At 58.6% G+C, this 13165-nt stretch carries 27 protein-coding genes; all 27 read left to right on the forward strand.

Annotated features, from left to right (window positions below; all coding sequences use genetic code 11):
• Nucleotides 1-5 precede the first annotated feature (5 nt).
• Complete coding sequence (gene tuf / locus AC0KWY_RS16080) at nt 6-1196, forward strand: elongation factor Tu (RefSeq protein ID WP_474026483.1); 1191 nt, start codon at nt 6-8, stop codon at nt 1194-1196.
• A 65-nt stretch (nt 1197-1261) separates the two neighbouring features.
• Nucleotides 1262-1573 carry a 30S ribosomal protein S10 gene (rpsJ, locus tag AC0KWY_RS16085; protein ID WP_028994183.1) on the forward strand — a complete coding sequence of 104 codons (312 nt, stop codon included), beginning with the start codon at nt 1262-1264 and terminating at the stop codon, nt 1571-1573.
• 110 nt (nt 1574-1683) lie between these two features.
• Nucleotides 1684-2322, forward strand: coding sequence for a 50S ribosomal protein L3 (gene rplC, locus AC0KWY_RS16090; protein ID WP_474026492.1), 639 nt, complete (start codon nt 1684-1686; stop codon nt 2320-2322).
• 9 nt (nt 2323-2331) lie between these two features.
• Nucleotides 2332-2955 carry a 50S ribosomal protein L4 gene (gene rplD / locus AC0KWY_RS16095; protein ID WP_474026493.1) on the forward strand — a complete coding sequence of 208 codons (624 nt, stop codon included), beginning with the start codon at nt 2332-2334 and terminating at the stop codon, nt 2953-2955.
• Nucleotides 2952-3254 (forward strand): 50S ribosomal protein L23, encoded by a 303-nt coding sequence (gene rplW, locus AC0KWY_RS16100; protein WP_374326170.1) that lies wholly within the window; start codon nt 2952-2954, stop codon nt 3252-3254. Before rplD ends, rplW begins: the two co-directional genes overlap by 4 nt.
• Nucleotides 3254-4081: a 50S ribosomal protein L2 gene (gene rplB / locus AC0KWY_RS16105; RefSeq protein ID WP_474026494.1), complete on the forward strand. Its 828-nt coding sequence runs from the start codon at nt 3254-3256 to the stop codon at nt 4079-4081. Before rplW ends, rplB begins: the two co-directional genes overlap by 1 nt.
• A gap of 10 nt (nt 4082-4091) precedes the next feature.
• Complete coding sequence (gene rpsS, locus AC0KWY_RS16110) at nt 4092-4367, forward strand: 30S ribosomal protein S19 (RefSeq protein WP_028994188.1); 276 nt, start codon at nt 4092-4094, stop codon at nt 4365-4367.
• A 9-nt stretch (nt 4368-4376) separates the two neighbouring features.
• Nucleotides 4377-4706: a 50S ribosomal protein L22 gene (gene rplV, locus AC0KWY_RS16115; protein ID WP_416693827.1), complete on the forward strand. Its 330-nt coding sequence runs from the start codon at nt 4377-4379 to the stop codon at nt 4704-4706.
• 9 nt (nt 4707-4715) lie between these two features.
• A complete protein-coding gene (gene rpsC / locus AC0KWY_RS16120; RefSeq protein WP_474026496.1) occupies nt 4716-5501 on the forward strand; it encodes a 30S ribosomal protein S3 in 786 nt (261 codons plus the stop codon).
• Nucleotide 5502: 1 nt separating this feature from the next.
• Entirely contained in the window at nt 5503-5916 is a 414-nt protein-coding gene (rplP, locus tag AC0KWY_RS16125) for a 50S ribosomal protein L16 (RefSeq protein WP_374326174.1), read from the forward strand.
• 2 nt (nt 5917-5918) lie between these two features.
• Nucleotides 5919-6113, forward strand: coding sequence for a 50S ribosomal protein L29 (gene rpmC, locus AC0KWY_RS16130; protein ID WP_374326175.1), 195 nt, complete (start codon nt 5919-5921; stop codon nt 6111-6113).
• Nucleotides 6110-6376: a 30S ribosomal protein S17 gene (rpsQ, locus tag AC0KWY_RS16135; RefSeq protein WP_374326176.1), complete on the forward strand. Its 267-nt coding sequence runs from the start codon at nt 6110-6112 to the stop codon at nt 6374-6376. The genes rpmC and rpsQ overlap by 4 nt, the downstream gene beginning before the upstream one ends.
• A 151-nt stretch (nt 6377-6527) precedes the next feature.
• The gene (rplN, locus tag AC0KWY_RS16140) at nt 6528-6896 is read left to right on the forward strand and encodes a 50S ribosomal protein L14 (protein ID WP_028994194.1); all 369 of its coding nucleotides are present in this window, start codon (nt 6528-6530) and stop codon (nt 6894-6896) included.
• Between the two features lie 11 nt (nt 6897-6907).
• Complete coding sequence (gene rplX / locus AC0KWY_RS16145; RefSeq protein WP_474026497.1) at nt 6908-7225, forward strand: 50S ribosomal protein L24; 318 nt, start codon at nt 6908-6910, stop codon at nt 7223-7225.
• Between the two features lie 9 nt (nt 7226-7234).
• Complete coding sequence (gene rplE, locus AC0KWY_RS16150) at nt 7235-7774, forward strand: 50S ribosomal protein L5 (protein WP_474026498.1); 540 nt, start codon at nt 7235-7237, stop codon at nt 7772-7774.
• A gap of 7 nt (nt 7775-7781) precedes the next feature.
• Nucleotides 7782-8087 (forward strand): 30S ribosomal protein S14, encoded by a 306-nt coding sequence (gene rpsN, locus AC0KWY_RS16155; RefSeq protein ID WP_474026499.1) that lies wholly within the window; start codon nt 7782-7784, stop codon nt 8085-8087.
• Between the two features lie 14 nt (nt 8088-8101).
• Nucleotides 8102-8500 (forward strand): 30S ribosomal protein S8, encoded by a 399-nt coding sequence (gene rpsH / locus AC0KWY_RS16160; protein ID WP_474026500.1) that lies wholly within the window; start codon nt 8102-8104, stop codon nt 8498-8500.
• A gap of 12 nt (nt 8501-8512) precedes the next feature.
• Nucleotides 8513-9043 carry a 50S ribosomal protein L6 gene (rplF, locus tag AC0KWY_RS16165; protein ID WP_474026501.1) on the forward strand — a complete coding sequence of 177 codons (531 nt, stop codon included), beginning with the start codon at nt 8513-8515 and terminating at the stop codon, nt 9041-9043.
• A gap of 12 nt (nt 9044-9055) precedes the next feature.
• The gene (rplR, locus tag AC0KWY_RS16170) at nt 9056-9409 is read left to right on the forward strand and encodes a 50S ribosomal protein L18 (protein WP_474029745.1); all 354 of its coding nucleotides are present in this window, start codon (nt 9056-9058) and stop codon (nt 9407-9409) included.
• Between the two features lie 26 nt (nt 9410-9435).
• A complete protein-coding gene (rpsE, locus tag AC0KWY_RS16175) occupies nt 9436-9963 on the forward strand; it encodes a 30S ribosomal protein S5 (protein ID WP_374326182.1) in 528 nt (175 codons plus the stop codon).
• Between the two features lie 3 nt (nt 9964-9966).
• Nucleotides 9967-10149, forward strand: a complete 183-nt coding sequence (gene rpmD, locus AC0KWY_RS16180) for a 50S ribosomal protein L30 (protein ID WP_121458100.1) — start codon at nt 9967-9969, stop codon at nt 10147-10149.
• Nucleotides 10150-10152: 3 nt separating this feature from the next.
• A complete protein-coding gene (rplO, locus tag AC0KWY_RS16185) occupies nt 10153-10587 on the forward strand; it encodes a 50S ribosomal protein L15 (protein ID WP_474026503.1) in 435 nt (144 codons plus the stop codon).
• A 16-nt stretch (nt 10588-10603) separates the two neighbouring features.
• Nucleotides 10604-11926 carry a preprotein translocase subunit SecY gene (gene secY / locus AC0KWY_RS16190; RefSeq protein ID WP_474026504.1) on the forward strand — a complete coding sequence of 441 codons (1323 nt, stop codon included), beginning with the start codon at nt 10604-10606 and terminating at the stop codon, nt 11924-11926.
• Nucleotides 11927-11930: 4 nt separating this feature from the next.
• The gene (gene infA / locus AC0KWY_RS16195) at nt 11931-12149 is read left to right on the forward strand and encodes a translation initiation factor IF-1 (RefSeq protein WP_028994205.1); all 219 of its coding nucleotides are present in this window, start codon (nt 11931-11933) and stop codon (nt 12147-12149) included.
• A gap of 75 nt (nt 12150-12224) precedes the next feature.
• Nucleotides 12225-12338, forward strand: coding sequence for a 50S ribosomal protein L36 (gene rpmJ, locus AC0KWY_RS16200; protein WP_121458103.1), 114 nt, complete (start codon nt 12225-12227; stop codon nt 12336-12338).
• Nucleotides 12339-12388: 50 nt separating this feature from the next.
• Nucleotides 12389-12751 (forward strand): 30S ribosomal protein S13, encoded by a 363-nt coding sequence (gene rpsM / locus AC0KWY_RS16205; RefSeq protein ID WP_474026505.1) that lies wholly within the window; start codon nt 12389-12391, stop codon nt 12749-12751.
• A 12-nt stretch (nt 12752-12763) separates the two neighbouring features.
• Complete coding sequence (rpsK, locus tag AC0KWY_RS16210; protein WP_374326186.1) at nt 12764-13153, forward strand: 30S ribosomal protein S11; 390 nt, start codon at nt 12764-12766, stop codon at nt 13151-13153.
• Nucleotides 13154-13165 lie beyond the last annotated feature (12 nt).

A 13165-nucleotide genomic window follows, 5' to 3' on the forward strand; every position in this document is an offset into this window, starting at 1 on the left:
CGATAATGGCTAAGGAAAAATTCGAGCGTACCAAGCCGCACGTCAACGTTGGCACGATTGGTCACGTTGACCACGGCAAGACGACGCTGACCGCTGCGATCACGACGGTGCTGTCCGCCAAGTTCGGCGGTTCGGCGAAGAAATACGACGAAATCGATGCGGCGCCGGAAGAAAAGGCCCGTGGTATCACGATCAACACCGCGCACGTCGAATACGAAACCGCCAATCGTCACTACGCCCACGTTGATTGCCCGGGCCACGCCGACTACGTCAAGAACATGATTACCGGTGCCGCCCAGATGGACGGCGCGATCCTGGTCTGTTCCGCTGCTGACGGCCCGATGCCGCAGACGCGCGAGCACATCCTGCTGGCTCGCCAGGTTGGTGTGCCGTACGTTCTGGTGTTCATGAACAAGTGCGACATGGTTGACGACGCCGAGCTGCTCGAGCTGGTCGAAATGGAACTGCGCGAGCTGCTCTCCAAGTACGACTTCCCGGGCGACGACACGCCGATCATTCACGGTTCGGCGCTGAAGGCGCTGGAAGGCGACCAGTCCGAAATCGGCGAGCCGTCGATCTTCCGTCTGGCCGACGCGCTGGATTCCTACATCCCGACGCCGGAGCGCGCTGTTGATCAGCCGTTCCTGATGCCGGTCGAAGACGTGTTCTCGATCTCGGGTCGCGGTACGGTTGTGACCGGTCGTGTCGAGCGCGGCATCGTCAAGGTTGGTGAAGAAATCGAAATCGTCGGTATTCGTCCGACGGTCAAGACCATCTGTACCGGCGTTGAAATGTTCCGCAAGCTGCTCGATCAAGGTCAGGCCGGCGACAACATCGGCGCCCTGCTGCGCGGCACGAAGCGTGAAGACGTCGAGCGTGGCCAGATTCTGTGCAAGCCGGGTTCGGTCAAGCCGCACACCCACTTCACGGGCGAAGTGTACGTTCTGTCGAAGGATGAAGGTGGTCGTCACACCCCGTTCTTCAACAACTACCGTCCGCAGTTCTACTTCCGTACGACCGATGTGACCGGCGCGATCTCGCTGCCGGAAGGTACGGAAATGGTCATGCCGGGTGACAACGTGGCGATGACGGTCAAGCTGATTGCGCCGATCGCCATGGAAGAAGGCCTGCGTTTCGCCATTCGCGAAGGCGGTCGTACCGTCGGTGCCGGTGTCGTCTCCAAGATCATCGAGTAATCGTTCTTTTGTCCAATCCGGGGCGGTGCTAGTCGCTGCCCCATTGTTCTTTTTGAAAGCAAAAAATGCAAAGCCAGAAAATCCGTATCCGCCTGAAAGCCTTCGACTATCGCCTGATCGATCAATCCGCCCAGGAAATCGTCGAGACCGCCAAGCGCACCGGCGCCGTTGTTCGTGGCCCCGTCCCGCTGCCGACTCGCAAGCAGCGTTTCGACATCCTGCGCTCGCCGCACGTCAACAAGGCCTCGCGCGATCAGCTCGAAATCCGTACTCATCTGCGTCTGATGGATATCGTCGATCCGACCGACAAGACGGTTGATGCGCTGATGAAGCTGGATCTGCCGGCTGGCGTTGACGTCGAAATCAAGTTGCAGTAACTGTTGTCTTGCGGATATAATCCGCTGTTTTCGGGGGTGGCCAGCAACGGCTGCCCATTTGTTGTTTTACATCGACCGGCCAATCGCAGCCGGCGATGAGGAGAATAACCATGAGTCTAGGCCTTGTTGGTCGCAAGGTTGGCATGACTCGCATTTTTGCCGAGGATGGTGCGTCCATTCCGGTAACTGTGCTTGACGTGTCCAACAATCGCGTGACCCAAGTCAAAACGCCGGAAGTCGATGGCTATGCAGCCGTCCAGGTCGCTTTCGGTCAGCGCCGTGCCTCCCGTGTTTCGAAGCCCCTTGCTGGCCATCTGGCCAAGGCGGGTGTCGAAGCCGGGCACGTGCTCAAGGAATTCCCGGTGAACGCCGAGCAACTCGCCAGCTTCAAGGCGGGTGATCAGGTTGCTGTCACGATCTTTGCCGAAGGGCAGAAGGTTGATGTGACCGGTACCTCGATCGGTAAGGGTTTCCAGGGCGGCATCAAGCGTCACAACTTCTCTTCCAACCGGGCGTCCCACGGTAACTCGGTGTCGCACAATGCGCCGGGTTCCATCGGTATGGCGCAGGATCCGGGTCGTGTTTTCCCGGGTAAGCGCATGGCTGGGCATCTGGGTGACGAGCAGTCGACGACCCAGGGTCTGACTGTTGTTCGCGTCGATGTCGAGCGGCAATTGTTGCTGGTCAAGGGCGCTGTACCTGGCGCCAAGGGTTCCGACGTCGTCGTGCGTCCGGCAGTCAAGGCTTAAGGGGGCGTCATGGAACTGAAGGTTATCAACGAACAAGGTCAGGAAGCGGCAGCGCTGCAAGCTTCCGACGTGCTGTTCGGTCGCGATTACAACGAGGCGCTGGTTCACCAGATCGTCGTCGCCTATCAGGCGAACGCACGTTCTGCTGATAGCAAGCAGAAGGATCGCTCCGAAGTTCGGCACACCACCACCAAGCCGTGGCGCCAGAAGGGTACGGGTCGTGCTCGTGCCGGCTCGAACGGTTCCCCGCTGTGGCGTGGGGGCGGTCGGATTTTCCCGAATTCTCCGGACCAGAATTACGGCCAGAAGGTCAACAAGAAGATGTTCCGCGCCGGTATGTCAGCGATTCTCTCCGAGTTGGCTCGTCAGGATCGCATCGTCGTGGTTGACGACATTGCGGTCGAAGCGCCGAAGACCAAGCTGTTTGCCAAAAAGCTGAAGGATATGGGGCTGGAAGGCAATCTGCTGGTGGTTACCGGCGAACTGAACGAAAACCTCTATCTGTCGTCGCGCAATCTGCCCAACGTGCTGGTGCTCGAAGCGCAGGAAGCTGATCCGGTTTCCCTGATTCGCTTTGCCAAGGTGTTGGTCACCAAGAATGCTGTGGCCAAATTCGAGGAGATGTGGGGATGAACCAGGAACGTCTGATGCAGGTGCTGCTGGCACCGCAAATCTCCGAAAAGGCGACCTTTGTTGCTGAAAAGAACGAGCAAGTGATTTTCCGTGTCGCGTCCGATGCGACCAAGCCGGAAATCAAGGCTGCCGTCGAGTTGCTTTTCAAGGTCGAAGTCGAGTCCGTGCAAACCTTGAACGTCAAGGGCAAGGTCAAGCGCTTCAAGGGCGCGACCGGTCGTCGCAAGGGCTGGAAAAAGGCTTTTGTCTGCCTCAAGGCTGGCCAGGAAATCAATTTTGTCGAAGGGGGTAACGCGTAATGGCGCTCGTTAAAGTCAAGCCGACTTCCCCGGGGCGTCGTGCCGTCGTTCAGGTGGTCAATGCCAACCTGCACAAAGGTAAGCCGTTCGCCGGCCTGGTCGAGTCCCAGTCCAAGAATTCCGGTCGCAACAACAATGGTCGCATCACCGTTCGCCATCAAGGCGGCGGTCACAAGCAGGCCTATCGCGTGATCGACTTCAAGCGCAACAAGGATGGCATTCCGGGCAAGGTCGAGCGTCTCGAATACGATCCCAACCGTACCGCCAACATTGCTCTCGTCTGCTACGCCGATGGCGAGCGCCGTTACATCATTGCCAACAAGGGCATGGTGGTTGGCCAGCAGGTGATCAGTGGCTCCGAAGCGCCGATCAAGTCCGGCAACGCGTTGCCGATCCGCAATATTCCGGTCGGTTCAACCATCTGCTGCGTCGAGATGCTGCCAGGCAAGGGGGCGCAAATCGCCCGCTCCGCCGGTACGTCGGTCCAGTTGCTGGCGCGTGAAGGCACCTATGCCCAGATTCGTCTGCGCTCGGGTGAAGTGCGTCGCGTTCATGTCGAATGCCGCGCCACGATTGGCGAAGTTGGCAACGAAGAAAACAACCTGCGCAAGATCGGCAAGGCCGGTGCGCAGCGTTGGCGTGGTATTCGTCCGACGGTCCGTGGTACTGCGATGAACCCGATCGACCACCCGCACGGTGGCGGCGAAGGCAAGACCGGTGAAGGCCGTGTGCCGGTTAACCCGTGGGGTCAACCGACGAAGGGCTATCGTACTCGCAGCAACAAGCGCACGAACAGCATGATCGTTCAGCGCCGTCATAAGCGTTAAGGGGTAGGAAATGGGACGTTCTCTCAAAAAGGGCCCGTTTGTTGATGCGCACCTGATCGACAAGGTCGAAGCAGTTCGCGCCACCAACGACAAGCGCCCGATCAAGACCTGGTCGCGTCGTTCGACGATCCTCCCCGAGTTCATCGGCCTGACGATTGCGGTTCACAATGGCAAGCAGCATATTCCGGTGTTCGTCACCGAGAATATGGTCGGTCACAAGCTCGGCGAGTTTTCGCTGACCCGGACGTTCAAGGGTCACACCGCTGGCAAGAAGGCCAAGAAGTAAGGAGCTGACATGGAAACTCGTGCAAGTTTGCGAGGCGTACGCCTCTCCGCGCAAAAAGGCCGCCTGGTGGCGGATCTGGTGCGTGGCAAGCCGGTTGGTCAGGCTCTCAATATCCTGGCCTTCAGCCCGACCAAGGGCGCTGGTATCCTCAAGAAGGTTCTCGAGTCGGCGATCGCCAACGCGGAACACAACGATGGTGCCGATATCGACGAATTGACGGTGAAGACCATCTACGTCGAAAAAGGCATGGTGCTCAAGCGCTTTACCGCGCGCGCCAAGGGTCGTGGCAATCGGATCAGCAAGCCGACCTGCCATATCTATCTGACCGTTGGTAACTAAGGAAGAGCCATGGGACAGAAAATTCATCCGGTAGGCTTCCGCCTCGCCGTTACCAAAAACTGGAGTTCGCGCTGGTTCGCCAACAGCAAGGACTTCCCTGGCATGCTCCAGGAAGACGTCAAGGTTCGTGAGTATCTCAAGCGCAAGCTGGCTCACGCTTCCGTCGGCCGCGTCCTGATCGAGCGTCCGGCCAAGAACGCCCGCGTCACCGTTTACTCCGCCCGTCCGGGTGTGGTGATCGGCAAGAAGGGTGAGGATATCGAACAGCTGCGTACGGATCTTCAGCGCATCATGGGCGTTCCCGTCCATGTGTCGATCGAAGAAATCCGCAAGCCGGAAATCGATGCCCAGTTGATCGCCGATTCGATCGCCCAGCAGCTCGAGAAGCGCATCATGTTCCGCCGCGCGATGAAGCGCGCCATGCAGAACGCGATGCGTCTCGGTGCCCAGGGTATCAAGGTGATGAGCGCCGGTCGTCTGAACGGTGCCGAAATCGCCCGTAGCGAGTGGTACCGCGAAGGTCGCGTGCCCCTGCATACGCTGCGCGCGGACATCGACTACGCTACCTCGGAAGCGCTGACCACCTACGGCATCATCGGGATCAAGGTCTGGGTTTACAAGGGCGAGATGCTCGATCGTAACGAGCAGCCGGTGGCTGAAGAGCCGGCAGCCGAAGAGCGTCGCCCGCGCCGCGCCCCGGGCAAGCCGGAAGGCGACAAGCCGCGCACCCGTACGGTCAAGAAGGCCGACGGTGCTGGTGACCCGGCCAAGCGCGTAAGAAAGGCAGGTGCTTAACATGTTGCAACCGAATCGTCGCAAGTTCCGCAAGGAACACAAGGGGCGTAACGAAGGCCTCGCCACCCGCGGCACCGAAGTTTCGTTCGGCGAATGGGGTCTGAAGGCTACCGGTCGCGGTCGCCTGACTGCGCGCCAGATCGAAGCCGCCCGTCGTGCGATGACCCGCCACATCAAGCGCGGTGGTCGCATCTGGATCCGTATCTTCCCGGACAAGCCGATTTCGAAGAAGCCGGCCGAAGTCCGTATGGGTAACGGCAAGGGTAATCCGGAATACTGGGTTGCCGAAATCCAGCCGGGCAAGGTGCTGTACGAGATGGACGGTGTCAATGAAGCGCTGGCGCGCGAAGCTTTTGCTCTCGCCGCCGCCAAGCTGCCGATTTCCACCACCTTCGTGACGCGTCATCTGGGGTAATCATGAAAGCTAGTGAACTGAGAACCAAGAGCGTGGACGAGCTCAAGGCGGAATTGCTTGAACTGCTGAAGGCCCAATTCGGCCTGCGCATGCAACTGGCGACGCAGCAGCTCTCCAATACCAGCCAAATGGCAAAGGTGCGTCGCGACATCGCTCGTGTGCGTACCCTTATTCGTGAAAAGGCGGTGCAGCAATGAGCGAAAACAACAGCGTCAAGCGTACCCTGATTGGTCGTGTGGTCAGCGACAAGATGGAAAAGACGGTGACCGTGCTGGTTGAGCGCAAGGTCAAGCACCCCGTTTACGGTAAGGTCATGATCCGTTCGAAGAAGTATGCGGCGCATAACCAGGACAACCTGGCCCGGGCCGGCGACCTCGTTGAGATCGTCGAAACCCGTCCGCTGTCGAAGACCAAGTCTTGGGCGGTGACCAGCGTTCTGGAAAAGGCAGTCGTTATTTGATGCTTTTTTTCAAAACCGCTTGCGTGAAATAAAAGAAGCCGGTAAAATCCGGCTTCTTTTTTGCGACCTGGTTAATCCGGGTTGTGAATCTGTCAGACCCTTACGGGTTCCAAGACTGACCGCGCAGCGGATTAAGTTGGAGTTAAATTAAATGATTCAGATGCAGACGACACTGGACGTCGCCGATAACACTGGCGCGCGTTCGGTAATGTGTATCAAGGTGCTGGGCGGGTCCAAGCGCCGCTACGCCGGTATTGGCGACATCATCAAGGTCAGCATCAAGGATGCTGCCCCGCGTGGTCGGGTCAAGAAGGGTGATGTTTACAACGCCGTGGTGGTTCGTACCGCCAAGGGTGTTCGTCGTCCGGACGGTTCCCTGGTGCGCTTCGATGGCAATGCCGCGGTTCTTCTCAACAACAAGCTCGAGCCGATCGGCACGCGCATCTTTGGCCCGGTGACCCGCGAACTGCGTACCGAGCGTTTCATGAAGATCGTGTCGCTGGCGCCGGAAGTGCTGTAAGGAGGCTGGAGATGGAAAAAATTCGCAAAGGCGACGAAGTTATCGTCGTGACGGGCAAGGACAAGGGCAAGCGCGGTACCGTGGCGCGTCGTCTTGATGCTGAGCATTTGGTCGTCGAGGGTGTCAATCGTGCCAAGAAGCACGTCAAGCCGAATCCGATCAAGGGTGTTCAGGGCGGTATTGTCGACAAGGACATGCCGATCCATATCTCCAACGTTGCGCTGTTCAATCCGGCAACCAAGAAGGCCGACCGTGTCGGTATTCGGGTGCTGGAAGATGGTCGCAAGGTTCGCGTGTTCAAGTCGAACGGCGAACTGGTGAATGCTTAAGGGGTAGTCATGGCGCGTTTGCAGCAATATTACAAGGACACCGTGGTTGCCGAATTGACCAAGCAGTTCGGTTACAAGTCCGTCATGGAAGTGCCGCGCATCACCAAGGTCACCCTGAACATGGGTGTTGGTGAGGCGGTTGCCGACAAGAAGGTTCTTGAGAACGCCGTTGGCGACATGCAGAAGATCGCCGGTCAGAAGCCGGTCACCACGAAGGCTCGCAAGTCGATTGCCGGCTTCAAGATTCGTGACGGTTATCCGATCGGTTGCATGCTGACCCTGCGTGGTCCCCGTATGTTTGAATTCCTGGATCGTCTGGTCACCATCGCCCTGCCGCGTGTTCGCGACTTCCGTGGGGTGGCGGGCAAGGGCTTCGACGGTCAGGGTAACTACAACATGGGTGTCAAAGAGCAAATCATCTTTCCGGAAATCGAGTACGACAAGATTGATGCGCTGCGTGGCATGAACATCAGCATTACGACGACCGCGAAGACCGATGCAGAAGCGAAAGCCCTGCTCGCCGCGTTCAAGTTCCCGTTCAAGAATTGAGGCAATCATGGCAAAACTTTCTCTGATCAATCGTGAAGAGAAGCGTCGCAAGCTGGTGGCACAGTTCGCCAAGAAGCGCGCAGCCCTTGACGCGATCATCAACAACGCCGCCCTTTCGGACGAGGAGCGCTACGAAGCGCGTCTGAAGCTGCAGGCGATGCCCCGCAACTCGAGTCCTTCGCGTCTGCGCAATCGCTGCCAGATGACCGGTCGTCCGCGTGGCGTGTTTCGTAAATTCGGCCTTTGTCGTCACAAGATCCGTGAGCTCGCTTTCAATGGCGAAATCCCGGGTGTGATCAAGGCTAGCTGGTAATAGGAGATACAGAAATGGCTATGAGCGATCCTATCGCGGATATGCTGACCCGCATCCGCAACGCCCAGCTCGCCGAAAAGGCGTCTGTGTCCATGCCTTCTTCCAAGCTCAAGGTGGCTATCGCCGCTGTGCTCAAGGATGAAGGTTACGTTGAAGATTTCGCAGTGCGCCAGTCCGACGATGGCAAGGCGACGCTGGAAATCGGTCTCAAGTACTACGCCGGTCGTCCGGTCATCGAGCGCATCGAGCGTGTTTCCAAGCCTGGTCTGCGGATCTACAAGGGCGCCGAAGACATCCCGCGCGTCATGAACGGTCTGGGTGTTGCCATTGTCTCCACGCCCAAGGGTGTGATGACTGATCGCAAGGCACGCGCCTCCCGCGTCGGTGGCGAAGTTCTCTGCATCGTGGCATAAGGAGCGATACAAATGTCTCGTGTAGGTAAGAATCCCATTGTTCTGCCGGCCGGTGTCGAAGTGGCTATCGGTGAGCAGATCCTAGTCAAAGGGCCGCTGGGTACCCTGAAGGCTGCCGCCAATCCGGCAGTCAAGGTTAGCCAGGAAGGCCAGAGCCTTGTCGTGACCAAGGTTGACGGTGTCGAGAACGGCGCCGCCATGTGGGGCACGATGCGCGCCAACCTGAACAACATGGTTGTCGGTGTTTCCAAGGGTTTTGAGCGCAAGCTGCAACTGGTCGGCGTTGGTTATCGCGCCCAGGCCCAGGGCGATTTGCTCAATCTCTCCCTCGGTTTCTCGCATCCGGTTGCTCACAAGATGCCCGCCGGCATCAAGGTTGAGTGCCCGACTCAGACTGAAATTCTGATCAAGGGAGCCGACAAGCAGCAAGTCGGCCAGGTCGCCGCCGAAATTCGTGCGTACCGCAAGCCGGAACCCTATAAGGGCAAGGGCGTTCGGTACTCCGACGAGGTGGTGGTTATCAAGGAAACCAAGAAGAAGTAAGGGTGGCATATGATTAACAAGAAGGAAGCGCGTCTGCGTCGTGCCCGCAAAACCCGGGCCAAGATCGCCGAGCTGAAGGCTGTTCGTCTGTGCGTCAATCGCACCAACTGCCACATTTACGCCCAGATCATCTCGCCTTGCGGCGGGAAAGTGCTGGCTTCTGCTTCGTCGCTCGACAAGAGCGTGCGCGGTGACGTTGCCAACGGTGGCAACAAGGCTGCTGCCGCGATGATCGGCAAGCTGATCGCCGAGCGCGCCAAGGCCGCCGGTATCGAACAGGTTGCCTTTGATCGTTCCGGCCTGCGTTACCACGGCCGTGTCCAGGCGCTGGCCGAAGCCGCGCGTGAAGCCGGTCTGAAGTTCTGATCGGCGCGAAAGGAATAGGTTAGAAAATGGCTAAACCCGAAAGAAACAAGAAGCCGCAGCAGGCTGAAGAGCGCGACGACGGCATGCGCGAGAAGATGGTTGCGGTCAACCGCGTCACCAAGGTGGTGAAGGGTGGTCGCATCCTCGGTTTCGCAGCGTTGACCGTGGTCGGTGACGGCGACGGCAGCATCGGCATGGGCAAGGGCAAGTCCCGCGAAGTGCCGGTTGCCGCCCAGAAGGCAATGGATGAGGCGCGTCGCAAGATGGCCAAGGTCAGCCTGAAGAACGGTACCGTGCATCACACCGTGATGGGCCGCCATGGCGCCACCACCGTGATGATCCAGCCGGCACCGGAAGGTACCGGCATCATCGCCGGCGGTGCCATGCGCGCCGTCTTCGAAGTGGTCGGTGTGACCAACGTGGTGGCCAAGGCTCATGGTTCCACCAATCCCTACAACATCGTGCGTGCCACCATCGACGGTCTGATGAAGGTGAATACGCCGGCCGAAATTGCTGCCAAGCGCGGCAAGTCGGTTGAACAGATCCTGGGGTAAGTCATGTCCGACAAGAAGATCAAAGTGACGCTCGTCAAGAGCATCATCGGCACCAAGCAGGACCATCGCGCCACCGTGCGCGGTCTGGGCCTGCGCAAGCTGAACAGCTCTGCCGAGCTGCTGGATACGCCGCAAGTGCGCGGCATGATCCAGAAGGTTCAGTATCTCGTCAAGGTTGAGGGTTAAGCCATGCGTTTGAACACCATCAAGCCGGCGGAAGGTTCCAAGAAAGACGCCAAGCGCGTCGGTCGTGGCATCGGTTCCGGTCTGGGCAAGACCTGTGGTCGTGGTCACAAGGGTCAGAAGTCCCGCTCCGGCGGTTTCCACAAGGTCGGTTTCGAGGGCGGTCAAATGCCGCTGCAGCGTCGCCTGCCGAAGCGTGGCTTCAACTCGCTGACGCGTGCTCGCAATTACGAAGTTCGCCTGAGCGAACTGGACGCCCTGCCGGTCGAGGAAATCGATCTGCTCGTCCTGCAGGTCGCCGGTGTCGTTCCTGGTGATGCGCTTTCCGCAAAAGTCATCCTCTCCGGCGCGATTACCCGCAAGGTCGTGCTCAAGGGTGTTGGCGCCACCAAGGGTGCCAAGGCTGCGATCGAAGCAGCCGGCGGCTCCATCGCCGAGTAAGAGAGAGGGCTGAACGTTGGCTGCAAATCCGAATACCGTTGGCAAGGGTGGCAAGTTTGGCGATCTCAAGCGCCGGCTGTGGTTCCTGCTGGGCGCCTTGGTGGTTTATCGCATTGGCGCGCATATTCCGGTTCCCGGTATCGACCCCAACGTTCTGGCCGATCTCTTCAATTCGCAAAAGGGCGGCATCCTGGGCATGTTCAACATGTTCTCGGGTGGCGCCCTGTCGCGATTCACCATTTTCGCACTGGGGATCATGCCGTACATCTCGGCATCGATCATCATGCAACTGATGAGCGTCGCCAGCCCGCAACTCGAAGCCCTGAAGAAGGAAGGCGAGGCTGGCCGGCGCAAGATCACTCAGTACACCCGTTATGGGACCGTTTTCCTTGCCCTTTTCCAGGGCATCGGCATCGCCGTCGCCCTTGAGGCGCAGCAAGGCCTGGTCAACGATCCGGGCTTCATGTTCCGGTTGACCACGGTGTCCACCCTGCTGACCGGCACGATGTTCCTGATGTGGCTCGGTGAGCAGATCACCGAACGTGGCCTGGGTAATGGTATTTCCATCATCATCTTCGCCGGCATTGCCGCGGGCTTGCCCAACGCGATCGGCGGCCTGCTCGAACTGGTGCGTACCGGCGGCATGCATCCGCTGACCGCGATCGTCATCTGCCTGCTGGTCGTCGTCGTCACCGCCTTCGTGGTTTTCGTCGAGCGCGGCCAGCGGAAGATTTTGGTGAACTACGCCAAGCGCCAGGTCGGCAACAAGATTTACGGCGGTCAGAGCTCGCATCTGCCGCTCAAGCTGAACATGTCCGGCGTCATTCCGCCGATCTTCGCCTCGTCGATCATCCTGTTCCCGGCCACCCTGGCTGGCTGGTTCGGCTCCAGCGAATCGATGTACTGGCTCAAGGACATGGCCTCCGTGCTGTCGCCCGGGCAGCCGATCTACGTGATGCTCTACGCTGCTGCCATCATCTTCTTCTGCTTCTTCTATACCGCCTTGGTCTTCAACTCGAAGGAAACGGCTGACAATCTGAAGAAGAGCGGTGCCTTTGTCCCGGGTATCCGTCCCGGTGAGCAAACTGCCCGTTACATCGACAAGATCCTGATGCGGCTTACCTTGATCGGTGCGGCCTACATCACGCTGGTCTGCCTGCTGCCGGAGTTCCTCATCCTGAAATGGAACGTACCGTTCTATTTCGGTGGCACCTCGCTGTTGATCATCGTCGTCGTCACCATGGACTTCATGTCGCAGGTCCAGGCTTACGTGATGTCGCACCAATATGAAAGCCTTCTGAAGAAGGCAAATTTCAAGGGTTCTCCGTTGATCAAGTAAAGCGATGGCTAAAGAAGACTACATCGAGATGCAGGGCGAGGTCATCGAGAACCTCCCCAACGCAACATTCAAGGTCAAGTTGGAAAATGGGCATGTTGTACTTGGCTTCATTTCCGGGAAGATGCGTATGCACTATATCCGCATCCTCCCCGGCGACAAGGTCACCGTACAACTGACCCCATATGATTTAAGCAAGGCCCGGATCGTTTTCCGGGCAAAGTAACCAGTTCTCTACGCAATAAACCGCAGGGCAAGGAATCACGGCTGCTTCCGAGCCCTCGCAGACGAGGAGTGAAACATGAAAGTGCAACCTTCAGTGAAGCGCGTTTGTCGCAATTGCAAGGTGATCCGTCGCAAGGGTGTCGTGCGCATCATTTGCAAGGATCCCCGTCACAAGCAGCGCCAGGGTTAATTCCTGACGAATTCGGCATTCGTTAATTTTAGAAATATTGGAGTGAGTCAATGGCCCGTATTGCAGGGGTAAACATTCCGAACCACCAGCATGCCGAGATCGCCCTGACGGCGATTTTCGGCATTGGCCGCACCCGTGCGCAAAAGATTTGCGATGCGGCCGGCGTGGCTCGTACGACCAAAATGAAGGACCTGTCCGATTCGGATATGGACCGTTTGCGTGACGAAGTGGGCAAGTTCACCGTTGAAGGTGACCTGCGTCGCGAAGTTACGATGAGCATCAAGCGCCTGATGGATCTTGGTTGCTACCGTGGGTTGCGTCACCGCAAGGGCCTGCCCTGCCGCGGTCAACGCACGAAGACCAATGCTCGTACCCGCAAGGGGCCGCGCAAGGCCATTGCTGGCAAGAAGTGATAGGGACCTAACATGGCCAAGACTGTTACCAAAGTTCGCAAGAAGGTCAAGAAGAACGTCGCCGAGGGCATCGCCCACATTCACGCTTCGTTCAACAACACCATCATTACCATCACCGACCGCCAGGGCAATGCCCTGTCGTGGGCGACTTCCGGCGGTGCCGGCTTCCGCGGTTCGCGCAAGTCCACCCCGTTCGCGGCCCAGGTCGCTGCCGAGGCTGCTGGCAAGGCGGCTCAGGAATGCGGCGTGAAGAATCTTGAAGTGCGCATCAAGGGCCCCGGCCCCGGCCGCGAATCTTCCGTCCGCGCGCTGAACGCGCTGGGCATGAAGATCACCGCGATTTCCGACGTGACGCCGGTGCCGCATAACGGCTGCCGTCCGCCCAAGAAGCGCCGCATCTAAGGAGAAAGACAA

It is taken from the genome of Azonexus sp. MM2026_4, assembly GCF_055901855.1.